Genomic DNA, 25,162 nt, shown 5'->3' on the forward strand with positions numbered 1-25,162 from the left:
GTAAGAAATAATTGTAAATTGTAAGATAGAGCTAAGGCAATTGGCTCTATTTTTCCATTTATGGGAAACGAGAAAGAGGCTAAAGCTTATCGTACAATGCTACATCAGGCATTGACGAAGGAAACTTACAAGAGAGTAATTGTGGATTTTGAGAATAATAGCGGTGGCAATATGTATCCTATGATTGGTGGATTAGCTGCTATTTTGCCTAATGGAACTCTCTTTCAATTTGAATATACAAATGGGCAAAAAATAGGTACTACTTTATCACAAATATTGGCAAGCAAGCAGACAGAAGAAAAGAATAGTTCTAAAACAATTCCTATAGCAATTCTAGTTAATGGTAATACAGCTAGCTCTGGTGAAATGACGACATTAGCTTTCAAAGGCTTACCAAACGTTAAAATTTTTGGCAAGCCAACAGCTGGCTATACAACAGGAAATATGGTTTATTCTCTTTATGACGGGGCAACAATTCAGCTGACAGTCTCTCGGATTATTGACCGAAAGGGTAATCGTTATGAAAATACTCCAATCGAGCCAGATATTGCTACAACCACACCATTGAATGATGCTAGAACTTGGTTACTAGAGCAAATATCGAAATAATCTCTAAATAGTGATTACCGCTGTTTTTTGCTATAATAGAAAGAAAAAGAGGTGCGAATATGATACGATCTGCAGAACTTTCAGATGCAGCGGCTATTCAGGAAATCAATGCAACTGCTCTCGGCTATGATTTTGGCTTGATAGAAACTCGTCAGAAACTATCAGAGCTATTGGATAGGTCTGATCATTTTATCTTGGTAGCTGAAAATGCAGCAGGTCAAATTGTCGGCTGTGCCCACGCAGCTAGCTATGATTGCTTATATTTTCCGTCTTTGCTCAATTTGCTGGCTTTGACTGTTGCTCCATATTTTCAAGGGCAGGGATATGGCAAAGCTTTGATGCAGGCTATTCGTGAAGAGGGCGTGGCAGCTGGTTACACAGGTATTCGAATAAACTCTGGTATTTCACGAATGAAGGCTCATGAGTTTTATCGAAAATTGGGTTGTGAGGAAAAAGCTGATCAGAAACGTTTTTATTGGGAATTTTGAGAAATGATATCTATGAAGATTGAACCATTAAGGCAAAGTAATGCAGAAGAAATTGCTAATAATTGGCATTATGAAGGAATTTATAGCTTTTATGATATGCAAGCGGATCCTGAGGATTATGAAGAAATTTTATCTCCTGAAGCGCGTGGCAATCACTATTATCAAATTCTCAAAAATGATGAATTATATGGCTTTTTTTGCTTGTTTCCAGTTGGCAAAGACAAGCAAGAGCTAGGTTTAGGGATGAAGCCAGAGTATTGTGGTAAAGGTCAAGGGGAAGAGTTTTTACAAACCATTCTGCAGTTTATTGAAAAAATATCTCAGTAAAAAGCCTAACTCTCTCAGTTGCAGATTTTAATCACAGAGCTCAAAAGCTCTATCTTCGCTGTGGTTTCAACGTGATTGGGCGGCAGCCTCAGGAAAGCAATGGCGATAGTTACCTTTTTGTCAAAATGGAAAAGGAGTTGAAATGAGAGTTGCGGTTATCCAAGGAACCACTCGAAGAAATATGAATTCGTTGCTATTTGAATCTGTAAAAAAGCAGTCCAATCGTCTGACGAAGTGCTGAATTTTGGTATTTTCGAGGAGGAGAACGAGCAGTATTCTTATGTTGAGATAGCGATGATGATTAGTCTCTTAATAGAAAGTGGAGCAGTGTGTTGTAACAGGTTGCTCTTCTGGTCAAGGTATGATGCTTGCCTGTAATAGTTTACCAGGTCTTTTGTGTGGCTATATAGAGACCCCACAAGATGTTTTCCTCTTTGGACGAATCAATGGAGGAAATGTTGCTTCCCTGCCATTAGGGTTGAATTTTGGTTGGCAAGGAGAATTGAACCTGCAATATACATTGGATAAATTATTTGATGGTGAGTTTGGTATGGGCTATCCTGAAAATGAAGCGGAAAGAAAAAGGTTGGAAGCAAGTGCCCTAAAGGATTTGAACCGTTTAACGAAACGCAATTGGGAAGAATTAGTAGAACAACTTCCAACTGATACTTTCACTAAATTGTTGCAAAGAAAGATAGTGATGAATGCTATTATAACGAATGGAACCAATGAAGAGTTCATCCGTTTGCTGAAAGCAAAAATAGGTATAAAGTGAAATGAAAAAGCGGAGGTACTAAGTAGATGTCCCTACACATTTCATTATCTTTGCAATTTTGACTGTTTATGGTAAAAATTGAGCTTGACATTATAACGTCATTTTAAAACAAGACAAGACTGGGATTTCCAGTCTTGTCTTGTTTTATGCTAATGTTGTAATATTGACTGCTTGAAGACCGCGCTGACCTTCTTCAATGTTAAACATTACTTTGTCACCTTCATTCAGTGATTTGAATCCGTCGGATTGAATCGCTGAAAAGTGAGCAAAAACGTCTGGTCCGTTTTCTTGTGAAATAAAGCCGAAACCTTTTTCAGCATTGAACCATTTTACTGTACCTTGTGTCATACATCTTACTTCCTTTCTCTAAAATGTTGCGTAAAAAATAGAAAAAGTAAAGATGAAAAACAAAAATACTCACTCAAAATTCATTTACTCTTGCTAGTCTAACAGAAGAAAGAATAAGAAGCAAGGAAAAGCCAGCGATTGGCAATATATTTTGCTATACTAGTAATATGAAAAGCAGAAAGAGGTATATCATGACATTTGAAGAAATTTTACCGGGTTTGAAAGCCAAAAAGAAATATGTCCGCATAGGCTGGGGCGGTGCTGAGAATTATGTCCAGCTTTTTGACAGTATTGAGCAGAACGGAGTGGCGCTTGAAGTGACTCCGTACTTTCTCATCAACGTGTCAGGCGAGGGAGAAGGCTTTTCCATGTGGAGTCCGACTCCTTGTGATGTCTTAGCAGATGACTGGGTGGAAGTTCATGACTAAGACAGTATTGGTGACGGGAGTCAGTTCAGGGATTGGACGAGCACAGGCACGGCTCTTTTTGGAAAATGGCTGGCACGTCTATGGTGTAGACCAGTCTAAAAAACCAAACCTGACAGGAGATTTTCATTTTCTTCAACAAGATTTAACGCTGGCGCTTCAGTCAGTTTTTGACTGGTGTCCCCAGATAGATGTCCTCTGTAATACAGCTGGAGTGCTGGATGACTACAAGCCCTTACTGGAGCAGACTGCTCAGGAGATCCAAGAAATTTTCGAGATTAACTATGTAACACCAGTAGAGCTAACTCGTTATTATCTGACGCAGATGCTGAAGAAACAATCAGGCATCATCATCAATATGTGCTCAATTGCATCTAGCTTAGCTGGCGGTGGTGGTCATGCTTACACTTCTTCCAAGCATGCTCTGGCAGGATTTACCAAGCAGTTGGCACTGGATTATGCGGAGCAGGGAGTGCAGGTTTTTGGGATTGCACCGGGCGCAGTTAAAACAAGTATGACAGCAACGGACTTTGAGCTGGGAGGCTTAGCCCAATGGGTAGCAGACGAAACTCCCATCAAGCGTTGGATAGAACCAGAAGAAGTTGCCGAGTTGACCCTCTTTCTCGCCTCGGGAAAAGCTCAGTCCATGCAGGGCGAGATTGTCAAGATTGACGGTGGCTGGAGTTTGAAGTGAAGAGGCAAGTAGAATGAAAGCAGTGAGCATTGAGCCAAGACTGCAGGAATGTTTCCAACATTGGCAAAAGAACATGGTGAGATATGGTTTGAAGGCGAAGTTAGGGCAGTTTTATACAAATGAAGACGAGACTGCCGTTTTGTATGAACAAGGAGATTTTCTCTTTTTGGCTGGGCAGGCAGATATGGCATTACTGGCGGATTATAGGGACTTTTGTAAGCCAGACTACCGCATTCTCATATCTGAAGAGGCTTCTTGGCAAGGCTGCTTGTCCTCTTGTCCAGCCTTATCTCCTTTTACCCGTTATGCTTTTAAAGATGAGGCAGATTTTGATGACAAGGTTTTGAAAAACATCGTGGAGCAGTTATCGGAGCAGTTCTGTATGGAGGCAATTAATCAAAGAACCTATCAAGAACTAGCTCAGGAAGAATGGTCTCAGGATTTGCAGGGGAATTTTGCAACTTTTAAAGACTTTCAAGAAGGCGGAGCTTTTGGCTTTGTGATCCGGAAGGGTCAGGAAATCGTCGCTGGGGTCTCGACAGCACTTGTCTACCAAAAAGCCATTGAAATTGAGATTGCAACAAAACCGACTTATCAACAGCAAGGTTTAGCTACTGTTCTTGGGGCGAAGATGATTTTGGCATCCCTGCAATGCGGCGTTTTTCCGCTCTGGGACGCCCACAATGAAGCCTCAAAGAAAATAGCTGAGAAGCTAGGTTATCAATGTTTAGGAGCTTATCCAGCTTATGAGTTGAAATCAGTAACAGATAGGAGAAACCATGACCCCAGAACAATTATGGAATGAATACAAAACAATCAACCCCGCAATCGGCGACAAAATAGACGCCTGGGCATTTGGTGTAGAGCCAGATCAGCTGGCGGATTTAGTTTTGAAAGGAGAGAAGACTGCGACGGCTTCGGTCTACGATTTGTATCAGATAGATGGCGAGCCGATTCCTCAAGCAGGAACCTTTGATGTGATTTTAGACGGTCAGGGTCAAGCTGTCTGTATCATTAAAGTGACCAAGGTAGCGGTTGTCCCTTTCAATCAAGTGTCTGCAGAGCACGCTTTTAAAGAAGGAGAGGGAGATAAATCTTTGGCTTATTGGCGGAAGGTGCATGAGGAATTCTTCACGGAATGGATGGCTGAAGCCGGCTTAGCTTTCTCAGAGGAGACAAGTGTGGTCTTGGAGGAGTTTTGCAAGGTTTATCCGATAGATTAGAAGACTGTGCCTTATAATTCACTCAGAAAAAATCCAACACAAACAAGGTTTTTTCCCAGCCTCCTATGACAACTGGCAAGAATAACCATGGATTCTGACTTCTCCCAGATAAAAGGAGACAAATTTCTCATGGAGGAAGTGCCCATTTGTAGCAAAATCCGAATTTTCACATAGAGGATTTGTTTTTTTTGATAAGCCGCGAACTTTTTCATGTATTCTGGACTTTTTAGGAGCAAAAAACAAAATTTCCTGTGGGAAATGGTTTTTTTGAGAAGAAAAAGGTATTTTTCCATGAAAAGGGTCTTCTCTAGAAAGGTTTGGGGAACTTTCAGACAGATTTATTCGGAATAGACAGCCGAACGCTCTATTTCTTTTTTAATTCCTCATTTAAAAAATTTTGGTTTAATGATATAATAGTAGTGACATCTTAGAGAAAAGAGACGATTTATGACAAACTATGCAGTTATTTTAGCAGCTGGGAAAGGCACTCGCATGAAATCAGATTTACCCAAAGTGCTTCACAAAGTTGCTGGAATTTCAATGTTAGAACATGTATTTAGAAGTGTTGCTGCTATCGCACCTGAAAAGACTGTGACAGTAGTTGGACATAAGGCAGAGCTGGTGGAGCAGGTATTGGCAGGGCAGACAGAGTTTGTTCGTCAAACGGAGCAATTAGGAACCGGTCATGCTGTGATGATGGCTGAGCCTGTGCTGGAAGGTTTGGCAGGGCAAACATTAGTCATTGCAGGAGACACTCCTTTAATCACAGGAGAAAGCTTGAAAAATCTGATTGATTTTCATGTCAACCACAAAAATGTTGCAACGATTTTGACAGCAGAAGCGGAAAATCCATTTGGTTATGGACGGATTGTCCGTAATCAGCAGGAAGAAGTGATCAAAATTGTGGAGCAAAAGGATGCTTCGGATTTTGAAAAGCAAATCAAAGAAATCAATACAGGAACGTATATTTTTGATAACGCTCGTCTTTTTGAAGCCCTGAAAAATATCAATACCAACAATGCGCAAGGAGAATACTACATCACAGATGTAATCGGCATTTTCCGTGAGAATGGCGAAAAAGTCGGCGCTTATACTCTGAAAGACTTTGATGAAAGTCTTGGTGTCAATGACCGTGTAGCTCTTGCGACTGCCGAAGGAATTATGCGTCGTCGAATCAATCAAGCTCACATGGTGAATGGCGTTAGTTTTGTAAATCCAGAAACGACTTATATTGATGTAGACGTACATATTGAACCAGAAGTACAAATTGAAGCCAATGTTACCTTGAAAGGTCAAACGAAAATTGGCGCAGGCAGCGTTCTGACAAATGGTACGTATATTGTTGACTCTGTTATTGGTGAACAAACGGTTATTACCAATTCGATGATTGAAGAGTCTACAGTTGCAGACGGTGTAACGGTGGGACCTTACGCTCATGTTCGCCCAGATTCAAGCCTTGCTAAAAATGTACATGTTGGTAATTTCGTTGAAGTGAAAGGTTCTTCTATCGGTGAAAATACCAAAGCTGGGCATCTGACCTATATTGGTAATTCTGAAGTGGGTGCGAATGTCAATTTTGGCGCTGGAACAATTACAGTTAATTATGACGGACAGCACAAGTTTAAGACCGTCATTGGGAACAATGTCTTTGTAGGTTCTAATTCGACCATTATTGCGCCGGTAGAACTTGGGGACAATTCTCTTGTAGGTGCAGGCTCAACTATTACCAAGGATGTGCCAGCTGATGCGATTGCTCTTGGTCGTGGTCGTCAGATCAATAAAGAAGAATACGCTAAACGCTTGCCGCATCATCCAGATAATAAGTAGGAATTGCTATGGATTTTGAAGAAAAAACACTAAAACGAACAGAAATTTACCAAGGTCCTATTTTTAAACTTGTAAAAGACGAAGTTCAGTTGCCAGCAGGAAAAGGAACAGCTTACCGTGATTTGATTTTCCATAATGGAGCGGTGGCAGTTATCGCGCTAACACCAGAAGATAAAATGATTTTGGTTAAGCAGTACCGCAAAGCTATTGAAGCAACCTCTTATGAAATTCCAGCTGGAAAGTTAGAGGTTGGTGAAAATGCGGATCCTGAGGCTGCAGCTTTACGTGAATTGGAAGAAGAGACCGGCTATACAGGTGAATTGGAATTGCTCTATGATTTCTATTCGGCGATTGGCTTTTGCAATGAGCGAATCAGACTTTATAGCGCTAGCCATTTGACAAAAGTTGAAAACCCTCGTCCACAAGATGAGGACGAGACCTTAGAACTCTATGAAGTGACATTGGAAGAAGCGAAAGCTCTCCTTGCTAGTGGTGATATTTGTGATGCAAAAACCATTATTGCACTCCAATATTGGGAAATGAAAATGAATCGAAGATAGGGGAACGCTCATGGGAAGACCTTTATTAACAGATGAAATGATTGAAAGGGCAAATCGTGGTGAAGATATTTCAGGTCCACCTTTGCATGATGAGGAAGAAACCAAAATTTTAAAAACGACTAGAAGTCAGTTTGGTGATTCTTCTCCAACTAGCGGTTTCAATCAAGATACGCTGCAAATTGATGTAGAACCAACGGTGACCAAAAGCCGACGCATTGAAAATGCAAAACGCGGAGTATTCCAAGCGAAATTAAACAAAATTCTATTTTGGATTGTTCTGCTTTTGATTGCTTTGATTGCTGCTATTATTTGGCTATAAAAAGCGATAAGCTCGACTTTCGCTTTTTTTGTGATAGAATGAGAGGAAAACATGAAAATCGGAATTATTGCGGCCATGCCTGAGGAACTAAAAATCTTAGTGGAAAACTTGGAAAATGCCGAAAAGCACTTACGTTTGGGACATGTTTATCATACGGGAAGTATCGGTTGTCATGAAGTTGTGCTGGTCGAAAGCGGGATCGGCAAGGTCATGTCTGCTATGAGTGTGGCTGTTTTGGTCAATGAGTTTAAAGTGACGGCTGTCATCAATACAGGTTCTGCTGGTGCGGTAGCTGAAGGTTTGCAAATCGGCGATGTTGTAGTGGCTGATCGGCTAGTGTACCACGATGTAGATGTAACAGCTTTTGGCTATGAATACGGACAAATGGCGCGCCAGCCACTGTATTTTGAAGCGAGCCGCTATTTGGTTTCTGAGATGAGGAAGCTTTTAGAAAAGACACATCAGACAAGTCGCGTTGGCTTGATTGCAACAGGAGATAGTTTTATTGCGGGACAAGACAAGATTCAAGCCATTAAGCAGCATTTTTCAGATGTTTTAGCAGTAGAAATGGAAGGAGCAGCCATTGCGCAAGCAACCCATTCTATCGGTCTGCCTTTTATGGTCATTCGTGCCATGAGTGATACAGCTTCTCATGACGCAAATATCAGCTTTGACGAATTTATCCATGAAGCTGGCAGGCGGTCAGCTGAGACCTTGATAGCGTTTTTGAAAGAATTAGTTTAAAGAATGAGTTAGCAGTTGTAGATGGAGAGCTTGGCTTTATCATTGGCTGTTTAATATTGTGAAATAAGAATGGAACAAAATCAGCGTTTTGTCAGCAATTGATTTTGTTGTCCCAGCCCTGCAAGGTTGAGTAAGTCTGAAAAAGCTGATAGTATCAGCACATTAGAAGGTATTCAACTAAAGTGCATTGAGTTTTATCGAGTCTGGAATACTGTTATTCCAGACTATTTTTTCTGTCCTTGCCAATTTGACCAAGAAGATGATATAATTTTTGAAGTGCATATTCTGTCTCACGCCCAATAAATCAGAAAGTTTTATAAGAATGAGTATTTTAGAAGTGAAAAATTTGAGCCACGGTTTTGGTGACCGGGCTATTTTTGAGGATGTATCTTTCCGCTTGCTTAAGGGTGAGCATATCGGTTTAGTTGGAGCAAACGGTGAAGGGAAATCCACCTTTATGAGCATTGTAACTGGTCAATTGTTGCCAGATGAAGGCAAGGTTGAGTGGTCCAAGTATGTGACAGCTGGTTACTTAGATCAGCACGCTGTGTTGAAAGAAGGTCAATCCGTGCGTGATGTGTTGCGGACGGCTTTTGATGAACTTTTCAAGACTGAGTCTCGAATCAATGAGATATATCTAGCTATGGCAGAAGACGGAGCTGATATTGATGTCCTTATGGAAGAAGTGGGTGAATTGCAGGAGCGATTGGAAAGTCGAGACTTTTATACTTTAGATGCTAAGATTGATGAGGTGGCCCGTGCTTTAGGGGTTATGGATTACGGTATGGAAACGGATGTCACCGCTCTTTCTGGAGGTCAACGAACCAAGGTGCTCTTAGCAAAACTTCTCCTTCAAAAACCAGACATCTTGCTCTTAGATGAGCCTACCAACTATTTGGACGCAGAGCATATTGATTGGCTCAAGCGCTATCTGCAAAATTATGAAAATGCTTTCGTGCTCATTTCCCATGATATTCCTTTCTTAAACGATGTAATCAATATCGTCTACCATGTAGAAAATCAAAACTTGACCCGCTATTCTGGTGATTATTATCAATTCCAAGAAGTTTATGAGATGAAGAAATCTCAGCTGGAAGCAGCTTACGAGCGCCAGCAAAAGGAAATTGCTGATTTAAAAGACTTTGTAGCGCGCAACAAAGCTCGGGTGGCTACCCGCAATATGGCTATGTCCCGCCAGAAAAAATTAGACAAAATGGAGCTGATTGAATTGCAGGGTGAGAAGTCTAAGCCTTCTTTTGGCTTCAAAATAGCTCGTACACCAGGGCGCTTTATTTTTCAAGCAGAAGAGTTGCAAATTGGTTACGATTGTCCTTTGACAAAGCCCCTTAATCTAACCTTTGAGCGCAATCAGAAAGTTGCCATTATCGGAGCCAACGGAATCGGGAAGACAACTCTTTTAAAAAGTTTGCTTGGAATCATTCCTCCTCTTGCTGGTCAAGTAGAGCGTGGAGACTATTTGGAATTGGGCTATTTTGAGCAGGAGACAGCTGGTGGTAATCGCCAGACCCCTTTGGAAGCTGTTTGGGATGCTTTCCCGTCACTCAATCAAGCGGAAGTTCGTGCTACTCTGGCTCGTTGTGGGCTGACCTCCAAGCATATTGAAAGCCAGATTCAGGTTCTCTCAGGAGGTGAGCAGGCTAAGGTTCGACTTTGTCTCCTCATGAACCGAGAAAATAATGTCTTAGTACTGGATGAGCCTACGAATCACCTCGATGTGGATGCCAAAGATGAGCTCAAGCGCGCTCTTCAAGCATACAAAGGCAGTATTCTCATGGTCTGCCATGAGCCTGACTTCTACAAAGGATGGGTAGATCAGATTTGGGATTTTAATCAATTAACGTAGGCGTAAAGAAAACGGGGTGTAGGACAAAAATCAGTATTTCGTAAGAAATCGATTTTGTCGTCCCACCACTCCGTAAGGTTGAGTAGGGCTGTAAAAGCTGATAGCATCAGCACATTAGAGACCACTCAATGAGTTTTATTCTAGAAAGTAAACGAGTCTGGAACATTTTTGCCCAGACTCGTTTTGTGATTATTTCTTAAATGTATAGTCCTTGATGACTTCAATTTTCTCAATTTTGATTTCTTTTTTGGGTTTGTCGTTTTCGCCAGTCTCGGTAGCAGCGATTTTATCCACGACCTCCATGCCAGAAATGACTTGCCCAAAGACAGTGTAATTTCCATCTAAACTTGGATTTCCACCTTTTTTATAGGCTTCAATGATTTTTTCAGGATAAGTTGTACTAGAGAGCTGATTAGAACTGTCCTTGGTATTTTGGTTGATGAAAAATTGACTACCGTTGGAATTTGGATTGGAAGAACGAGCCATGGCTAATGCGCCACGGATATTGTAGAGATAAGACGAAATCTCTGTTTTAAAGCCACTTCCAGAGTCGATCTTAGAATTTTTGCCTTTCCAAATGGATTCACCACCAGTACCGTCTCCCTTAGGGTCTCCTGTTTGAATCATAAAGTTCTTAATGACACGGTGGAAAGTCACGCCGTTATAATAACCTTCCTTAGCATGCGTTAAGAAATTTTCAACTGCAAGTGGAGCATATTTTGGAAAAAGCTTCATAGAAATAGCACCTTCAGTTGTGGTTATTTTCACTTCCGCTTCATCGTCAGCGACCTTGTCAGACAGCTGTGGAAAGTTAGCATTTTTATCGCTCAAAGCAGCTTTTTGCTCTTCTTTTTGTTTTTCCGCTGCTCTTGAGCTGGATTCGGAAGCAAGGCTGGAGTCTACATAGTCATTTCCTCTAATAGCTCTTTGTAAGTTTGTACAGCCTGTCAAAAATAAACCAGCAGTCAGTCCTAAGATAAGTAATTTTTTCATAGATTTCCTTTCTGAATGTTGAACTATTCACATTTTACTATAAATAAAAGCCTTTTTCAAACCTTTTGAGAGTTTGTCCATGCTAACTGAAAGGCACTATCGGGCTACTTTTTTGATGTAAAGATAGTTCAATCGTTCAAAGTATGAAAACATTTTCTTATGAAAAGTTTTGTAAATTTGCTTACGAGAAAAAATTTTTTGTGCTAAAATAGCGTTTATCAACAAAGAAATGGAGTTTTTATGCCGAAGAATTTTAAGGAATCATTATTTTTTACAGCCTTTATGTGTAGCATGATGGTATTTGGAATGAGCATTTGGAACCTGTCCGTTGTAGGATATTTTCATGGGCTCATCTAGCAATGGGATATGTTCCTGGATTGATTATCGCTTTTCTCTTAGATTTACTTGTAGCGGGACCAGTTGTAAAGGGAGTTGCTTTTAAATTTTTAACAGAACGCCATAAACCTTGGCAGAAGATCCTCGTTGTTTCAGGTGGTATGGTTCTGATTATGGTTTCATTGATGTCTCTTTATGGTATGCTTTTTAACGGCGTGCCGCTTTCAGTATCCAATTACTTTGGAGCTTTGTTGACCAATTTTATTGTGGCTTTTCCCTTGAATTTTTTGATTGTTGGACCAATTTCTCGCTTTATTCTAGGTCAACTGCAATAGCAACTTTTTTAATCTTGCTGCCGATAATATCTGTCAACCAGATTATGGAACTTCTTTATGATATTTATTTAGTGGTAAAAAATTTATGTTATAATAGATTTATAAAGGAGGGATAGAGAATGGCTAAACGATTGACAAGAGATGTGCGGAATAAGAAAATTGCAGGTGTCTGTGCAGGCGTAGCAAATTATTTTGACATAGATCCTACCATTGTACGACTGATCTGGGGAGTAGCATTTTTTGTATATGGAATCGGTCTAATCCCTTATTTGATTTTGTGGTTTGTTTTACCAGTAGATAATGATGATGGTGATGTGATTTGGAAGTAAAGATTATTATTTAAAAGCAGGAACATTGATTTTCTGCTTTTTTCTTTCATTGGATTAGTGTCCGACTTATGGTATAATAAAAGTTATGGCAAGTAAGAAAAATAGTAAAAAAGGTCGGACAACGAGACGACCTACAAAAGCAGAGTTAGAACGGCAAAAGGCCATTCGGAGGATGTTGATAACTTTCGGAGTAGCTTTTTTGCTTCTTTTTGCAGCATTAAAATGGGGTGCCGTTGGGATCACTCTTTACAATCTCATTCGCTTATTGGTAGGAAGTTTAGCTTATGTAGTTATTATAGCCAGTCTCATTTATCTTTTCTTTTTTAAGTGGGTCAATAAGCATGAAGGGTATAAATCAGGCTTTTTCAGTATTTTTATTGGCTTGCTGCTTATGTTTCAAGCTTATTTTGTAAATGTTTTAAATTTAAAAGGACAGGTTCTAAGTACAACCTTGTCACGGATTTTAACGGATTTGACAGCTGTTAAAGTCAGTGCTTTTGCTGGTGGCGGTTTATTAGGAGCGACACTCTATACTCCTATAGCCTTTTTATTTTCAAATATTGGCACCTACTTTATCGGGCTCCTCTTAATATTGCTAGGGGTGCTACTCATCAGTCCGTATTCGATTTATGATATTTTTGAAAAATTAAGTGAAATCTATCATGCTTGGAGTGAAAAGCGAGAAGCAAGGCGTCAGCAACGTTTTATCGAAAAAGAAGAAAAAGCTGCGCAAGCAGCGATGAGTGCTATTCAAGTAGAGCAAGACGAGCCACAAATTGATCCCGAAACGGGAGAAATTTTAGATGATGAGGTCTTAGCTCATACGCCGATTCAGTTTGAAGAAGCAGAACCAGAAATTTATGATTATGATGAGAGTTTGTCTGAGAAACAACACAAAGAAGAGCAGCAAGATAACACAGATGAAGATGTTGAGGTTAATTTCACCCCCAAAGAAAGTTTAGATTACAAACTGCCAACAATCAATTTGTTTGCGCCAGACAAGCCTAAAAATCAATCCAAAGAAAAGAAAATTGTTCGCGAAAATATCAAGATTTTAGAAGAAACATTTGCTAGCTTTGGCATTCGTGCTAGCGTTGAACGTGCTGAAATCGGACCGTCTGTGACTAAGTACGAGGTCAAGCCAGCTGTCGGAGTGCGGGTCAATCGCATTTCCAATCTGGCTGATGATTTAGCTCTGGCTTTGGCAGCTAAAGATGTGCGGATTGAAGCACCTATTCCGGGAAAATCTCTAGTCGGAATTGAAGTTCCGAATTCCGAGATTGCGACGGTTACTTTCCGTGAGCTCTGGGAGCAGTCTAAGACAGACGACAAGAAATTACTCGAAATCCCTTTGGGGAAAGCAGTCAATGGCTCCGTTCGGACATTTGATTTGGCAAAAATGCCTCATTTGCTAGTAGCAGGTTCGACTGGTTCAGGGAAATCCGTTGCAGTCAACGGTATTATTGCTAGTATTCTCATGAAAGCACGACCAGATGAAGTCAAGTTCATGATGGTCGATCCTAAAATGGTCGAATTGTCTGTCTATAATGATATTCCCCACTTACTGATCCCTGTTGTGACCAATCCTCGCAAAGCGAGTCGGGCTTTGCAAAAAGTGGTCGATGAAATGGAAAATCGCTATGAGCTCTTTTCTAAGGTTGGTGCTCGCAATATTGCAGGTTACAATGCCAAAGTAGCCGAGTACAATGCTAGTCAACCAGAATATAAACAAGTTCCTCTTCCTTTGATTGTGGTCATTGTGGATGAGTTGGCAGACCTTATGATGGTAGCCAGCAAAGAAGTGGAAGACGCCATTATTCGCTTGGGACAAAAAGCTCGAGCGGCTGGTATTCACATGATTTTGGCCACTCAGCGACCGTCTGTTGATGTTATCTCTGGGCTCATCAAGGCAAATGTTCCTTCGCGGATTGCTTTTGCTGTCTCTAGCGGAACTGATAGCCGAACGATTCTAGATGAAAATGGTGCAGAGAAACTCTTGGGACGTGGGGATATGCTCTTTAAGCCGATTGATGAAAATCATCCTGTTCGTCTGCAAGGATCGTTCATCTCTGATGAAGATGTGGAGCGCATTGTCACTTTTGTTAAGAATCAAGCCGAAGCAGACTATGATGATAATTTTGACCCAGGCGAAGTATCTGAGAATGACATGGATTCAGGTAGTGAGAGTGAACAAGGTGATCCACTCTTTGAAGAAGCCAAGGCTTTGGTCATAGAAACTCAAAAAGCGAGTGCTTCAATGCTCCAACGTCGATTGTCTGTCGGATTTAATCGTGCGACTCGACTGATGGAAGAGCTAGAAGCTGCAGGTGTCATCGGTCCAGCAGAAGGCACCAAGCCAAGAAAAGTTTTATTGAATAACTAAAATAGGTGCTGTTTAAAAAATGTAACATCCTTGGGAGTGGGACAAAAATCGGTAATTTCGAAGAAATTTGATTTTGTCGTCCCACCCCCGCACAGTTGAGTAGGGCTATAAAGGTTGATTTATCAACCGCATAGAACCCACTCAATCACTGCGACTTGCAAGAAACTCATAAAAATCTGACGAGGTTAAGGACTTTTGTCCCAGCCTCTTTTTCTGTAGCTGTTTTATTTTGAAAGTTTTGTAGAAAAGGTATGGAAAATCTCACATTTTTCAATTCTGTAAGTTTTCTATGACTTAAACCGGACTTTTTTGATAGAATATTAATATGATTTGTGAATGGAGGCTATATGTCAGAACAGATATACACAGGGCTTAGCCAACAAGAGGTTGAAGAACGAATTCAAAAAGGCTTCGTCAATAAAGTAACGGTTAGTACGGAGAAGACAACTTGGCAAATCATTCAGTCGAATGTGTTTACTTATTTTAATTTTATATTTTTTGTCCTTGCTATGTTGCTAGTTATTGTACAATCATGGAATAATTTACTTTTTTTACCTATTGTTATTATCAATTCTTTGATTGGAATTGTTCAAGAGCTTAGAGCGCGCAAAATATTGAGCAACATGCAGTTACTTCATCACTACACAGCGATTGCAGTGCGAGACGGTAAAGAAATCCAACTAGAGACAAAAGATTTAGTACAAGATGATATCGTTCTTTTCTCGACAGGAGACCAAATCTATGCAGACGCTAAGATTGTATCAGGTGAATTGAAAGTCAATGAATCACAGTTGACAGGAGAAGCAGATGAAATCGCAAAGCAAATAGATGATACTGTCATGTCAGGCAGTTTTGTCGTATCTGGTAAAGCCTATGCTCGCTTGGAAAAAGTAGGTGATGAATCCTATATCAATCAACTGACGTTGAAAGCAAAAGAAGTCTCTGGAAAAGAAGAATCTGAAATGGTACGTTCGGTCAATAATTTGGTTAAAGTGATTGGATTTTTGATTATTCCTTTAGGGCTTCTTCTATTTTTCCAAAGTTATGTGACCAATCACGAAAGTTTTCAAGTTAGTATTGTCTCCACGGTAGGAGCTATTATTGGGATGATTCCAGAAGGGCTTTATCTTTTGATGACTCTAGCGCTGGCTTTGGGAGCAGCTAGTCTAGCAAGACAGCAGGTTTTATTAAACAGTATGAAGGGGATTGAGTCTCTTTCTCGTGTAGATGTTTTGTGTGTAGATAAGACAGGAACCATTACGGAAAATACGATGGAAGTTGCACAAGTACTCTCTGTTCAGCAAGACAATAATGCCTCACAGGAAGCTCTTAAACAATATTTGGCAGCAAGTCCAGATGAAAATGAAACGATTGTAGCAATTCGAGACTTTTTTGCTTCAGAAGTAGTAGAAAAGGCTTGGACCGTAGTGAAGGCCCTTCCGTTTAGTTCAAAGACCAAGTTTGGTGCTATTTCTTTCAAAGAAGGCAATTTTATTTTAGGTGCTCCAGAGTTTGTATTAAAAGAAAAGTTGGAAGAATATCGCAGCTATTTTCAACAATATGCAGAAAGCGGCTCACGCGTTCTTGTTTTTGCTGAATCAAAAAATCAGCCATTTACAGGTGATTTGACTCAAATAGTAGAACCCCTACTCTTCATCTTATTAGAAAATCCAATTCGAGAAAATGCAGCTGAAACCTTTTCCTATTTTGCTCTTCAAGGTGTGGAAGTCAAAGTTATCTCAGGAGATAATCCTGTCACAGTTGCTGCAGTGGCTGCCAAGGCAGAGATTCCTCATGCAGAAAATTATGTAGACGCGCAAAACTTGGATACTGATGAAAAAATCACTCAAGCAGTTGAAAAATATACGGTCTTTGGTCGAGTGACCCCTCAACAGAAACAAAAATTAGTCCAAGCACTTCAAGCTAATCAACATAAAGTTGCAATGACAGGTGACGGTGTAAATGATATTTTAGCAATGAAGACTGCAGATTGCAGCATTGCTATGGAGTCTGGCAACAATGCTACCAAGCAGATTGCACAAGTTGTTTTGCTGGATTCTGACTTTTCGCATATGCCGCATATTGTGACAGAAGGACGTAGGGTTGTCAATAACATTCAGCGTTCCGCTAGTTTATTTCTTGTGAAAAATATTTTTTCTATTTCCCTTGCTATCTTATCTAGTTTGTTTGCTTTTACCTATCCTTTGCAGGCATCACAAGTTTCCTTGATTAGTGCATTCACTATTGGCATACCCGGATTTATGTTAGCTTTGGAGCCTAACAAGCAGCGCATTCGAGGGCGTTTTATCAGAACGGTTTTACAGAATGCCATACCAGCAGCCTTTGTTGATTTACTAGCCGTTTTGATTGTCATGGTTTGTGGCCGGATTTTTCGATTATCCACGCAAGAAGTTGCGACATCATCTGTTATCTTATTAGCAGTGGTTGGTTTCATTATCATCATCAAGCTTATTCAGCCGCTCAATCGAATGAAAACCATTGTCGTACTCTTTAACATCATCGGTTTGGTGATTTCAGGCTTGTTATTTCACTCGATCTTTTTGTTATCCAAAATCTCACCGATTACCATTATCCTCACAGTCATTCTCTCCTTAATGTTAGAATCACTTATGAGATTGTTCCAATTCATAACAAATAAGTTATTTGCTCTATTTGATAAGTTCTCAACAAAATATTAAATATAAAAATATCGGAAGCAGATGAGTCTGTCCGATATTTTTTATTATTTTGCTAAAAATAAGCCAATCACCATGGCGAGGTAGAGAAAGAAGGTCAAAATAAAACCAGCTCGCCAGAAAAATTTAAAGAACTTAGGATAGTAAAAACTGCGTTTAACTCGAAGAAAGTAGACAGTGATAGCAATTGCTAAAGCAGAGAGAGCTAACGCCAATTCTGGCAAGAGACTGTGGTAGAAAGTTCTATCAGAGATGATATAGAATTCCAACACAAAAAGTGGAAAAGCCAGATCCGCAAAATTCAAGCCAAACCGTTTCAGGCGAAATAATTTAGTGATAATAATGGTTAAAATAATGGTTAAAAAGATAAATAAAATAGATGCGATTTTTAATAATGTCATAAGTTTATTTTACCATAAAAACTGGAGAAAGATAGAAAAATTTTTCGTGTTTTTTCTTGCAATTTAGCAGGTTTAGTGTATAATAAAAAAGTATGCATAAGCATACTTGTGGGAGGTAAAAATATTACGTTACCGCCAAAACCACAAAGGAGGATTTAAAAATGGCTAAAAAAGTCGAAAAACTTGTAAAATTGCAAATCCCTGCTGGTAAAGCTACTCCAGCTCCACCAGTTGGTCCTGCGCTTGGTCAAGCTGGTATCAACATCATGGGATTTACGAAAGAGTTCAATGCTCGCACAGCTGATCAAGCTGGCATGATTATTCCAGTTGTCATCTCTGTATACGAAGATAAATCATTTACTTTCGTAACAAAGACACCACCAGCTGCTGTTCTTTTGAAAAAAGCTGCAGGTGTTGAAAAAGGATCAGGTACACCAAACAAAACAAAAGTTGCAACAGTTACTCGTGCACAAGTACAAGAAATTGCTGAAACTAAGATGCCAGATTTGAACGCTGCAAACCTTGAGTCTGCAATGCGTATGATCGAAGGTACTGCTCGTTCTATGGGATTCACTGTTGTTGACTAATCAATAACACCCAAACCCGCAAGACTTCATCAGACGAGAAGGACGTGGGAGATGAAAATCGATTGAACCACTTACAAGGAGAATAGAAAATGGCTAAAAAAAGCAAACAACTTCGTGCTGCTCTTGAAAAAATCGACAGCACAAAAGCATACAGCGTAGAAGAAGCTGTAGCACTTGCAAAAGAAACAAACTTTGCAAAATTTGACGCAACTGTAGAAGTTGCTTATAACTTGAACATTGATGTGAAAAAAGCGGATCAACAAATCCGTGGTGCAATGGTTCTTCCAAACGGAACTGGTAAAACCCAACGTGTGCTTGTTTTTGCACGTGGTGCAAAAGCAGAAGAAGCAAAAGCTGCTGGTGCAGACTTCGTTGGTGAAGATGACCTCGTTGCAAAAATCAACGGTGGCTGGCTTGACTTTGATGTCGTAATTGCTACACCTGATATGATGGCACTTGTTGGACGTCTTGGACGTATCCTTGGACCACGTAACTTGATGCCAAACCCTAAAACTGGTACCGTAACAATGGATGTTGCTAAAGCGGTTGAAGAATCTAAAGGCGGTAAAATTACTTACCGTGCTGATCGTGCAGGGAACGTACAAGCTATCATTGGTAAAGTTTCATTTGATGCTGATAAGTTGGTTGAAAACTTCAAAGCATTCCACGATGTGATTGCAAAAGCTAAACCGGCTACAGTAAAAGGAACTTACATGACAAATCTTACTATCACCACTACTCAAGGTGTGGGTATTAAGGTTGATGTTAACACACTTTAATTTAGAATCTAAAACTCTATCTTCGGATGGAGTTTTTCTTTTGATAAAATCAAAAGCGTTGGATTGATGAAATTCATCGCTTTTTATATTTGGAATAAAATTTGCAGGGAGATACATATTTAAAATAAAATTCTTTAGTGTTATATCTTATTACATATTTTTATAAAAACTATTGCATGAATTTTCGTAAAATTGTATAATATAAAATAATTATTCCTAGCGGGAGGTTTCTCATGGTAAGATACAAATCTATATTATATCAAGGAAATCAAGAATATAGCTATATTGATCTCGAAAAAGCGGCATTAGATATGGGTGGAAACTTAGACAGTCTTCCTTATTCTATTCGCATGTTATTAGAAAGTCTGTTGCGAAAAGAAGATGGTGATGCTGTAAGAAAACATCACATAGAAAATCTAATGCACTATCAAGCTGTTAAACCGAAAGGTGAAGTGCCCTTTAAACCAAGTCGTGTTATTTTACAGGACTTTACGGGAGTACCAGTTGTTGTTGACTTGGCAAGTATGCGCAATGCAGTTGTAACAAATGGGGGAGACCCAGAGCTTATCAATCCTGAAATTCCTGTGGATTTAGTTATTGACCATAGTGTGCAAGTTGATTGTTATGGCTGTGAGACTGCTTTGAAAGAAAATATAACAAAAGAATTTTCACGTAATAATGAGCGGTATGAATTTTTGAAATGGGCTGAGCAATCTTTTGATAATTATCGTGCAGTTCCACCTGCAACTGGGATTATTCACCAAGTTAATATTGAATTCCTTAGTGATGTTGTTATTGAAAAAGACGGCATGCTTTATCCAGATTCAATGTTTGGAACAGACAGTCATACAACAATGATCAATGGAATAGGGGTTCTTGGTTGGGGAGTTGGAGGAATTGAAGCAGAAGCTGCTATGTTGGGAGAAGCCTCCTATTTTCCGATTCCAGAAGTGATTGGTGTACACTTAGTTGGGGAATTGCCCAAGATTGCAACGGCAACAGACTTAGCTTTAAAAGTAACGCAACGATTACGACAAGAAAATGTAGTTGGAAAATTTGTGGAATATTTTGGGGAAGGGCTAGCAACACTTAGTTTGGCAGACCGCGCAACAGTTGCAAATATGGCGCCAGAATATGGAGCAACCTGCGGTTACTTTCCTATTGATGAAGAGACACTTCGTTATATGCGACTAACAAATCGGAAAGAAGAACATATTGCGTTAACGAAGCTCTATGCTCAAAAGAATCATCTATTTTATGATGAAAAAGTGGAGCCAATTTATTCAAAAGTTGTTGAGATTGATTTATCCACCATTGTTCCAAGTATTTCTGGTCCCAAACGGCCACAGGATTTAATTGAATTGACAAATGCTAAGCAAGAATTTCAAGCGAGTCTTATCCGAGAAGCGGGTGTTCGAGGTTTTGGTTTGCCGAGAGAGGAATTGAGGAAAACAGCGACGGTATTGTTTGACGATTATGAAGAAGAAATTAAAACGGGTCATGTCGCTATTGCAGCAATTACTAGTTGTACCAATACTTCCAACCCGTATGTCCTAATGGCGGCAGGCTTAGTAGCTAAACGTGCTGTGGAAAAAGGATTGCGTGTTTCAAAAACAGTCAAAACGTCACTTGCACCAGGCAGTAAGGTTGTTACGGCTTATTTGAAGGAGAGTGGTCTCCAAGTCTATCTGGACAAATTAGGTTTTAATGTTGTTGGATATGGCTGCACCACTTGCATTGGCAATTCTGGAAATTTGTTACCAGAAGTGGCAAAAGCAATTACGGATACGGATTTACTTGCTAGTGCAGTCTTATCAGGTAATCGGAATTTTGAAGGACGAATCAATCCTTTGGTTAAAGCAAATTTTTTAGCCAGTCCGCCACTGGTGGTCGCTTATGCTTTAGCTGGGAATACAAATATTGATTTAACAAGTGAACCGCTTGGATATGATAGAAATGGACTACCTGTTTACTTCATGGATCTTATGCCAAATCATGATTTGGTAGCAGATTATGTACAAAAATACGTTACCAGTAGTTTGTTTAAAAAAGAGTATGAGCATGTTTTTACTGATAGTGAAAAATGGAATCAAATTCCAACGACAAAATCGAAAATCTATCATTGGAATCAAGCTTCTACTTATATACAAAATCCTCCTTACTTTGATGGCTTGGAAGATGATACAAGCATTCAACCGTTGAAAAATCTAGCTGTTTTAGCAAAATTTGGAGATACAATTACGACAGACCATATTTCTCCAGCAGGAAATATTGCTAGAAATAGTCCAGCAGCATCATATTTAGAGGAACATGGTGTAAGCTATCAAGACTTTAATTCTTATGGTAGTCGTCGCGGGAATCATGAAGTGATGATGAGAGGCACCTTTGCCAATATTCGGATAAAAAATGAACTAGCAGCTGGAAAACTTGGTGGTTATACAAAGTATAAGGGTGAACTGATGCCGATTTATGAGGCTGCTATGTGTTATAAGAAAGAAAAAGTGGATACGATTATTTTGGCAGGTCGCGATTATGGTATGGGTTCTAGTCGTGATTGGGCAGCTAAAGGAGCAAATCTTTTGGGTGTTAAAGTGGTTTTAGCTGAAAGTTTTGAAAGAATTCACCGCTCCAATTTAGTCATGATGGGCATTCTTCCTCTTCAATATTTGGACGGCGAAAATGCTCAAAATCTTGGATTAACTGGAAAAGAAACGTTTGATATTCAATTGCCGAAAGAGCCACAGGTAGGGCAAATCATAACGGTTATTGCAAAAGAAGGCGATCGAATCACACGATTTAAAGCACGTCTTCGTTTTGATGCAGACGCGGATATTCGTTATTATGAAAATGGAGGGATTTTACCAATGGTGGTTAGAAAGAAATTGCAAGAGGTGAAACAATGACACAAAGCAATGGTTTAAAAGATACGATTGCCTGTGAGACTCGTATCAGTCAGATTATAGATGATACTCTTTCTTATGCAGGCTATAATATTTCCGAATTGATGGAGAATAATGCAAGTTTTGAAGAAGTCATTTACCTACTTTGGAATTTGCATTTGCCAACTCAGATTGAATTGAAACATTTTGTGAACGATTTACGTGCCAATTATGCCATTAGTGATGCAGTGGAACAATGTATTCTCATCCAATCGCGCAAGCATCTGCATCCAATGAGTGTATTGCGTTCTACAGTTAGTCTTTTAGGAGTTTATAATATCCATGCCGAAGAGACATCTCTAGAAGCAACTTATGAACAAAGTATTCAATTGATGGCTAAGATTCCAACGATCATTGCAACATTTACAAGGTTGAGATCGGGACAAACTCCGATTGAACCGAGAAAAGATTTAGAATTTGCAGCGAACTTTTTATATATGTTAAATGGGCAGGAACCAACAGAATTAGAAATTCAAGCTTTCAATCGTGCTCTGGTTCTTCATGCAGATCACGAGCTAAATGCTTCAACTTTTGCAGCGCGGGTATGTGCTTCCACTTTAACCGATATTTATTCTTGTGTGACGGCGGCAATCGGCGCTTTAAAAGGGTCACTTCATGGAGGAGCCAATGAATTCGTCTTTGACATGTTAAAGGAAATTAAAGCAGAGGGCGATACGAATGCATATTTGGATCGAAAATTAGCCTCACATGAAAAAATCATGGGCTTTGGTCATCGTGTTTATAAAACACAGGATCCTCGTGAAAAATATTTGCGAGAAATGGCAGAGGAATTGACAAAGGGGACAGAAAAAGAAATTTGGTACCAGATTTCAGAAGAAATCGAACGTTATATGAAGCACACCAAGCATTTAATACCGAATGTAGATTTTTACTCAGCAACGGTTTATCATGTTTTAGGTATTGACAGTAGTATCTATACATTGATTTTTGCAATGAGTCGGGTATCTGGCTGGATTGCTCACATTCAAGAGCAACGCAAAAATAATAAGTTGATTAGACCTCGCTCTCATTATGTTGGCGCTCAAAATTTACATTATATTCCTATTGGGAGGAGATAAAATGGCAGAAAGAATTCGTCTTGTGAATAAGCAGTTGCTAGTTCCTGATAATCCCGTTGTCCCTTACATCGAAGGTGATGGAATTGGGCATGACATTTGGGAAAATGCACAGCTTGTCTTGGATAAAGCAGTGGAGATAGCTTATAAAAGCAGTAGAAAGATTTTTTGGAAAGAGATATTGGCGGGAGAAAAAGCCTTTCGTTTGACAGGAGAATGGTTGCCAGAAGAGACTTTAACGACAATCCAGCATCATTTAGTTGCGATTAAAGGTCCTCTTACAACTCCTGTTGGTGGTGGCATTCGTTCTTTAAATGTTGCCTTGCGTCAAGAACTAGATCTCTACGCTTGTGTACGTCCCGTACGGTATTTTGCGGGCGTTCCTAGCCCACTACGACATCCTAAAAAGACGAATATGACAATTTTTCGTGAAAATACCGAAGATATTTATGCAGGAATTGAATGGGAAGGTGAGTCTGATGAGGCTCAACAAGTGATACAATTTTTACAAAAGGAAATGGGAATTGATAAAATTCGTTTTCCGAAGACGAGTGCTATTGGCATTAAACCAATTTCACGCCAAGGAAGTGAACGGTTGATTCGTGCAGCGATCCATTATGCTCTATCTGCCAATGTAAAAAACGTAACTCTGGTTCATAAAGGGAATATCCAAAAATTTACAGAAGGTGGTTTCAGAAAATGGGGCTATGAGCTTGCAGAGAAGGAGTTTGCAAAGGAATTAGCAGCTGGGAAATTGATTGTGACAGATGTGATTGCAGATAATTTTTTACAACAAATTCTATTAAATCCTGAAAAATTTCAAGTAGTAGCTTTGACAAATTTGAATGGAGATTATGTTAGTGATGCTCTGGCTGCTCAAGTTGGTGGCATTGGTATTGCTCCTGGAGCTAATATCAATTATGAAACAGGTCATGCTATTTTTGAAGCAACGCATGGAACAGCTCCTGATATCGCAAATCAAAATAAAGCAAATCCTTGTTCACTCTTGTTGTCTGCCTGCATGATGTTTGATTACATTGGGTGGTCCGAAGCTGCGCAAGTTATTATAAAAGCGATTGAAAAAGCGTTAGCACTTCAAAAGATGACAGATGATTTTGCTAGTCAGATAGAAGGTGTTCCTGCGCTTTCAACGAGTGATTTCACTCAGGTTTTATTAGATTTTTTAGCTTAGGTTCTGATTTTTACACATGAAACAAATCGTGGGACTCTATCTTCGGATGGAGTTTTTTTAAATCCTGTGAGTGTTACTTTTTTCTCGAAATTTTTATTTTTTACAGAATTTGACTATATAAAAATCTCAAAATATGGTAAAATAGTACAGATAAAATAAGGAGAATAAAAATGGTGGCCCCGAAATATAAACGTATTTTAATCAAATTATCAGGTGAAGCTCTTGCTGGTGAGAAAGGGATCGGAATTAACATTTCAACCGTTCAAAAAATGGCAGAGGAAATCAAGGAAGTACATGATTTAGGTATTGAAATCGCCCTTGTTATCGGCGGTGGAAATCTCTGGCGTGGAGAGCCTGCGGCAGAAGCAGGAATGGATCGTGTGCAGGCTGACTACACAGGAATGTTAGGAACAGTCATGAATGCCTTGGTCATGGCGGATTCACTTCAACAAGTGGGGGTGGATACGCGCGTACAAACAGCGATTGCTATGCAGCAAGTAGCAGAACCTTATATTCGTGGACGCGCTCTGCGACACTTGGAAAAAGGACGTATCGTTATTTTCGGTGCTGGAGTTGGTTCTCCCTACTTCTCAACAGATACAACAGCTGCCCTTCGCGCGGCTGAGATTGAAGCTGATGCAATTCTTATGGCAAAAAATGGTGTAGACGGCGTTTATAACGCTGATCCTAAGAAAGATAAGACTGCGGTGAAATTTGATGAATTAACTCACCGTGACGTGATTAACAAAGGTCTTCGTATCATGGATTCAACAGCTTCAACTCTTTCAATGGATAATGACATTGACCTTGTTGTCTTTAATATGAACGAACCTGGTAATATCAAACGCGTTGTCTTTGGTGAGCAAATCGGAACAACCGTTTCAAATAATGTAGAAAAAGAAGAGGAATAATT

24 protein-coding genes and 2 pseudogenes are annotated in these 25,162 nt (G+C 39.7%); 23 read left to right on the forward strand and 3 right to left on the reverse strand.

What is annotated here, in order from left to right:
- Nucleotides 1-60 precede the first annotated feature (60 nt).
- From HMPREF2984_RS08540 to HMPREF2984_RS08555, 4 genes and pseudogenes are all read left to right on the forward strand, one after another.
- On the forward strand, nt 61-609 hold the full coding sequence (locus HMPREF2984_RS08540) for a S41 family peptidase (RefSeq protein ID WP_257362733.1): 549 nt from the start codon (nt 61-63) through the stop codon (nt 607-609).
- A gap of 59 nt (nt 610-668) precedes the next feature.
- On the forward strand, nt 669-1,097 hold the full coding sequence (locus tag HMPREF2984_RS08545) for a GNAT family N-acetyltransferase (RefSeq protein WP_070671112.1): 429 nt from the start codon (nt 669-671) through the stop codon (nt 1,095-1,097).
- Between the two features lie 12 nt (nt 1,098-1,109).
- Nucleotides 1,110-1,570 (forward strand): annotated as a pseudogene (locus HMPREF2984_RS08550) (GNAT family N-acetyltransferase).
- A pseudogene (locus HMPREF2984_RS08555) lies at nt 1,567-2,199 on the forward strand (RpiB/LacA/LacB family sugar-phosphate isomerase). The pseudogenes HMPREF2984_RS08550 and HMPREF2984_RS08555 overlap by 4 nt, the downstream one beginning before the upstream one ends.
- 144 nt (nt 2,200-2,343) lie before the next feature.
- On the opposite strand, the gene HMPREF2984_RS08560 reads toward HMPREF2984_RS08555, so the two are convergent.
- Entirely contained in the window at nt 2,344-2,547 is a 204-nt protein-coding gene (locus tag HMPREF2984_RS08560; RefSeq protein WP_059220486.1) for a cold-shock protein, read from the reverse strand.
- Nucleotides 2,548-2,738: 191 nt separating this feature from the next.
- Here HMPREF2984_RS08560 and HMPREF2984_RS08565 point away from each other — a divergent pair, with 191 nt between their 5' ends.
- The 9 genes from HMPREF2984_RS08565 (at nt 2,739) to HMPREF2984_RS08610 (ending at nt 10,203) form a co-directional block, all read left to right on the forward strand.
- Nucleotides 2,739-2,975, forward strand: a complete 237-nt coding sequence (locus HMPREF2984_RS08565) for a DUF2829 domain-containing protein (RefSeq protein WP_059220488.1) — start codon at nt 2,739-2,741, stop codon at nt 2,973-2,975.
- Nucleotides 2,968-3,666 carry a 3-oxoacyl-ACP reductase gene (locus HMPREF2984_RS08570; RefSeq protein ID WP_070671114.1) on the forward strand — a complete coding sequence of 233 codons (699 nt, stop codon included), beginning with the start codon at nt 2,968-2,970 and terminating at the stop codon, nt 3,664-3,666. The genes HMPREF2984_RS08565 and HMPREF2984_RS08570 overlap by 8 nt, the downstream gene beginning before the upstream one ends.
- A 13-nt stretch (nt 3,667-3,679) precedes the next feature.
- A complete protein-coding gene (locus HMPREF2984_RS08575) occupies nt 3,680-4,471 on the forward strand; it encodes a GNAT family N-acetyltransferase (RefSeq protein ID WP_059220491.1) in 792 nt (263 codons plus the stop codon).
- Nucleotides 4,446-4,889, forward strand: coding sequence for an ASCH domain-containing protein (locus HMPREF2984_RS08580; RefSeq protein ID WP_049533631.1), 444 nt, complete (start codon nt 4,446-4,448; stop codon nt 4,887-4,889). The genes HMPREF2984_RS08575 and HMPREF2984_RS08580 overlap by 26 nt, the downstream gene beginning before the upstream one ends.
- Before the next feature lie 447 nt (nt 4,890-5,336).
- On the forward strand, nt 5,337-6,716 hold the full coding sequence (gene glmU, locus HMPREF2984_RS08590) for a bifunctional UDP-N-acetylglucosamine diphosphorylase/glucosamine-1-phosphate N-acetyltransferase GlmU (RefSeq protein WP_070671115.1): 1,380 nt from the start codon (nt 5,337-5,339) through the stop codon (nt 6,714-6,716).
- An 8-nt stretch (nt 6,717-6,724) separates the two neighbouring features.
- Nucleotides 6,725-7,276 (forward strand): NUDIX hydrolase, encoded by a 552-nt coding sequence (locus tag HMPREF2984_RS08595; RefSeq protein ID WP_049533629.1) that lies wholly within the window; start codon nt 6,725-6,727, stop codon nt 7,274-7,276.
- A 10-nt stretch (nt 7,277-7,286) separates the two neighbouring features.
- Nucleotides 7,287-7,595 (forward strand): cell wall synthase accessory phosphoprotein MacP, encoded by a 309-nt coding sequence (gene macP, locus HMPREF2984_RS08600; protein WP_003039966.1) that lies wholly within the window; start codon nt 7,287-7,289, stop codon nt 7,593-7,595.
- A gap of 51 nt (nt 7,596-7,646) precedes the next feature.
- The gene (locus HMPREF2984_RS08605; protein ID WP_049533628.1) at nt 7,647-8,339 is read left to right on the forward strand and encodes a 5'-methylthioadenosine/adenosylhomocysteine nucleosidase; all 693 of its coding nucleotides are present in this window, start codon (nt 7,647-7,649) and stop codon (nt 8,337-8,339) included.
- Nucleotides 8,340-8,661: 322 nt separating this feature from the next.
- Nucleotides 8,662-10,203: an ABC-F family ATP-binding cassette domain-containing protein gene (locus HMPREF2984_RS08610; RefSeq protein ID WP_070671117.1), complete on the forward strand. Its 1,542-nt coding sequence runs from the start codon at nt 8,662-8,664 to the stop codon at nt 10,201-10,203.
- Nucleotides 10,204-10,392: 189 nt separating this feature from the next.
- Here HMPREF2984_RS08610 and HMPREF2984_RS08615 read toward each other — a convergent pair whose 3' ends face one another.
- Complete coding sequence (locus tag HMPREF2984_RS08615) at nt 10,393-11,196, reverse strand: peptidylprolyl isomerase (RefSeq protein ID WP_070671120.1); 804 nt, start codon at nt 11,194-11,196, stop codon at nt 10,393-10,395.
- A gap of 359 nt (nt 11,197-11,555) precedes the next feature.
- Between HMPREF2984_RS08615 and HMPREF2984_RS08620 the strand changes: the two genes are divergently transcribed.
- The 4 genes from HMPREF2984_RS08620 to HMPREF2984_RS08635 all read left to right on the forward strand — a co-directional run bounded on the left by HMPREF2984_RS08620 (nt 11,556) and on the right by HMPREF2984_RS08635 (nt 17,278).
- Complete coding sequence (locus tag HMPREF2984_RS08620) at nt 11,556-11,867, forward strand: DUF2798 domain-containing protein (RefSeq protein WP_257362734.1); 312 nt, start codon at nt 11,556-11,558, stop codon at nt 11,865-11,867.
- A 119-nt stretch (nt 11,868-11,986) separates the two neighbouring features.
- Nucleotides 11,987-12,196, forward strand: coding sequence for a PspC domain-containing protein (locus HMPREF2984_RS08625; RefSeq protein ID WP_070671122.1), 210 nt, complete (start codon nt 11,987-11,989; stop codon nt 12,194-12,196).
- A gap of 85 nt (nt 12,197-12,281) precedes the next feature.
- On the forward strand, nt 12,282-14,579 hold the full coding sequence (locus HMPREF2984_RS08630) for a DNA translocase FtsK (RefSeq protein ID WP_059220506.1): 2,298 nt from the start codon (nt 12,282-12,284) through the stop codon (nt 14,577-14,579).
- Nucleotides 14,580-14,926: 347 nt separating this feature from the next.
- Nucleotides 14,927-17,278: an HAD-IC family P-type ATPase gene (locus HMPREF2984_RS08635; protein WP_070671124.1), complete on the forward strand. Its 2,352-nt coding sequence runs from the start codon at nt 14,927-14,929 to the stop codon at nt 17,276-17,278.
- A 44-nt stretch (nt 17,279-17,322) separates the two neighbouring features.
- Here the strand turns inward: HMPREF2984_RS08635 and HMPREF2984_RS08640 are convergent, their stop codons facing one another.
- Entirely contained in the window at nt 17,323-17,676 is a 354-nt protein-coding gene (locus HMPREF2984_RS08640) for a DUF3397 family protein (RefSeq protein WP_070671126.1), read from the reverse strand.
- Between the two features lie 161 nt (nt 17,677-17,837).
- Here HMPREF2984_RS08640 and rplK point away from each other — a divergent pair, with 161 nt between their 5' ends.
- The 6 genes from rplK to pyrH all read left to right on the forward strand — a co-directional run bounded on the left by rplK (nt 17,838) and on the right by pyrH (nt 25,160).
- Nucleotides 17,838-18,263 (forward strand): 50S ribosomal protein L11, encoded by a 426-nt coding sequence (gene rplK / locus HMPREF2984_RS08645; RefSeq protein ID WP_003025466.1) that lies wholly within the window; start codon nt 17,838-17,840, stop codon nt 18,261-18,263.
- 89 nt (nt 18,264-18,352) lie between these two features.
- Nucleotides 18,353-19,042, forward strand: a complete 690-nt coding sequence (gene rplA, locus HMPREF2984_RS08650; RefSeq protein WP_003032116.1) for a 50S ribosomal protein L1 — start codon at nt 18,353-18,355, stop codon at nt 19,040-19,042.
- Between the two features lie 233 nt (nt 19,043-19,275).
- A complete protein-coding gene (acnA, locus tag HMPREF2984_RS08655) occupies nt 19,276-21,945 on the forward strand; it encodes an aconitate hydratase AcnA (protein ID WP_070671128.1) in 2,670 nt (889 codons plus the stop codon).
- Entirely contained in the window at nt 21,942-23,060 is a 1,119-nt protein-coding gene (locus HMPREF2984_RS08660; RefSeq protein WP_049533621.1) for a citrate synthase, read from the forward strand. The genes acnA and HMPREF2984_RS08660 overlap by 4 nt, the downstream gene beginning before the upstream one ends.
- A gap of 1 nt (nt 23,061) precedes the next feature.
- On the forward strand, nt 23,062-24,249 hold the full coding sequence (gene icd / locus HMPREF2984_RS08665) for an NADP-dependent isocitrate dehydrogenase (protein WP_059220514.1): 1,188 nt from the start codon (nt 23,062-23,064) through the stop codon (nt 24,247-24,249).
- A 170-nt stretch (nt 24,250-24,419) separates the two neighbouring features.
- Complete coding sequence (gene pyrH, locus HMPREF2984_RS08670; protein WP_003025453.1) at nt 24,420-25,160, forward strand: UMP kinase; 741 nt, start codon at nt 24,420-24,422, stop codon at nt 25,158-25,160.
- Nucleotides 25,161-25,162: the final 2 nt, after the last annotated feature.

Origin of the sequence: Streptococcus sp. HMSC066E07, from assembly GCF_001814695.1 — a bacterium.
GTDB lineage: Bacteria > Bacillota > Bacilli > Lactobacillales > Streptococcaceae > Streptococcus > Streptococcus hominis.

Coding starts and splice junctions, on each gene's coding strand:
- HMPREF2984_RS08560 (WP_059220486.1), bottom strand. CDS start 2,547: ATGACACAAGGTACAGTAAAATGGTTCAATGCTGAAAAAGGTTTCGGC.
- HMPREF2984_RS08620 (WP_257362734.1), top strand. CDS start 11,556: ATGGGATATGTTCCTGGATTGATTATCGCTTTTCTCTTAGATTTACTT.
- HMPREF2984_RS08545 (WP_070671112.1), top strand. CDS start 669: ATGATACGATCTGCAGAACTTTCAGATGCAGCGGCTATTCAGGAAATC.
- icd (WP_059220514.1), top strand. CDS start 23,062: ATGGCAGAAAGAATTCGTCTTGTGAATAAGCAGTTGCTAGTTCCTGAT.
- rplA (WP_003032116.1), top strand. CDS start 18,353: ATGGCTAAAAAAAGCAAACAACTTCGTGCTGCTCTTGAAAAAATCGAC.
- HMPREF2984_RS08625 (WP_070671122.1), top strand. CDS start 11,987: ATGGCTAAACGATTGACAAGAGATGTGCGGAATAAGAAAATTGCAGGT.
- acnA (WP_070671128.1), top strand. CDS start 19,276: ATGGTAAGATACAAATCTATATTATATCAAGGAAATCAAGAATATAGC.
- HMPREF2984_RS08635 (WP_070671124.1), top strand. CDS start 14,927: ATGTCAGAACAGATATACACAGGGCTTAGCCAACAAGAGGTTGAAGAA.
- HMPREF2984_RS08565 (WP_059220488.1), top strand. CDS start 2,739: ATGACATTTGAAGAAATTTTACCGGGTTTGAAAGCCAAAAAGAAATAT.
- HMPREF2984_RS08640 (WP_070671126.1), bottom strand. CDS start 17,676: ATGACATTATTAAAAATCGCATCTATTTTATTTATCTTTTTAACCATT.
- HMPREF2984_RS08660 (WP_049533621.1), top strand. CDS start 21,942: ATGACACAAAGCAATGGTTTAAAAGATACGATTGCCTGTGAGACTCGT.
- HMPREF2984_RS08570 (WP_070671114.1), top strand. CDS start 2,968: ATGACTAAGACAGTATTGGTGACGGGAGTCAGTTCAGGGATTGGACGA.
- HMPREF2984_RS08595 (WP_049533629.1), top strand. CDS start 6,725: ATGGATTTTGAAGAAAAAACACTAAAACGAACAGAAATTTACCAAGGT.
- HMPREF2984_RS08605 (WP_049533628.1), top strand. CDS start 7,647: ATGAAAATCGGAATTATTGCGGCCATGCCTGAGGAACTAAAAATCTTA.
- HMPREF2984_RS08575 (WP_059220491.1), top strand. CDS start 3,680: ATGAAAGCAGTGAGCATTGAGCCAAGACTGCAGGAATGTTTCCAACAT.
- rplK (WP_003025466.1), top strand. CDS start 17,838: ATGGCTAAAAAAGTCGAAAAACTTGTAAAATTGCAAATCCCTGCTGGT.
- HMPREF2984_RS08630 (WP_059220506.1), top strand. CDS start 12,282: ATGGCAAGTAAGAAAAATAGTAAAAAAGGTCGGACAACGAGACGACCT.
- pyrH (WP_003025453.1), top strand. CDS start 24,420: ATGGTGGCCCCGAAATATAAACGTATTTTAATCAAATTATCAGGTGAA.
- HMPREF2984_RS08615 (WP_070671120.1), bottom strand. CDS start 11,196: ATGAAAAAATTACTTATCTTAGGACTGACTGCTGGTTTATTTTTGACA.
- HMPREF2984_RS08610 (WP_070671117.1), top strand. CDS start 8,662: ATGAGTATTTTAGAAGTGAAAAATTTGAGCCACGGTTTTGGTGACCGG.
- HMPREF2984_RS08580 (WP_049533631.1), top strand. CDS start 4,446: ATGACCCCAGAACAATTATGGAATGAATACAAAACAATCAACCCCGCA.
- glmU (WP_070671115.1), top strand. CDS start 5,337: ATGACAAACTATGCAGTTATTTTAGCAGCTGGGAAAGGCACTCGCATG.
- HMPREF2984_RS08540 (WP_257362733.1), top strand. CDS start 61: ATGGGAAACGAGAAAGAGGCTAAAGCTTATCGTACAATGCTACATCAG.
- macP (WP_003039966.1), top strand. CDS start 7,287: ATGGGAAGACCTTTATTAACAGATGAAATGATTGAAAGGGCAAATCGT.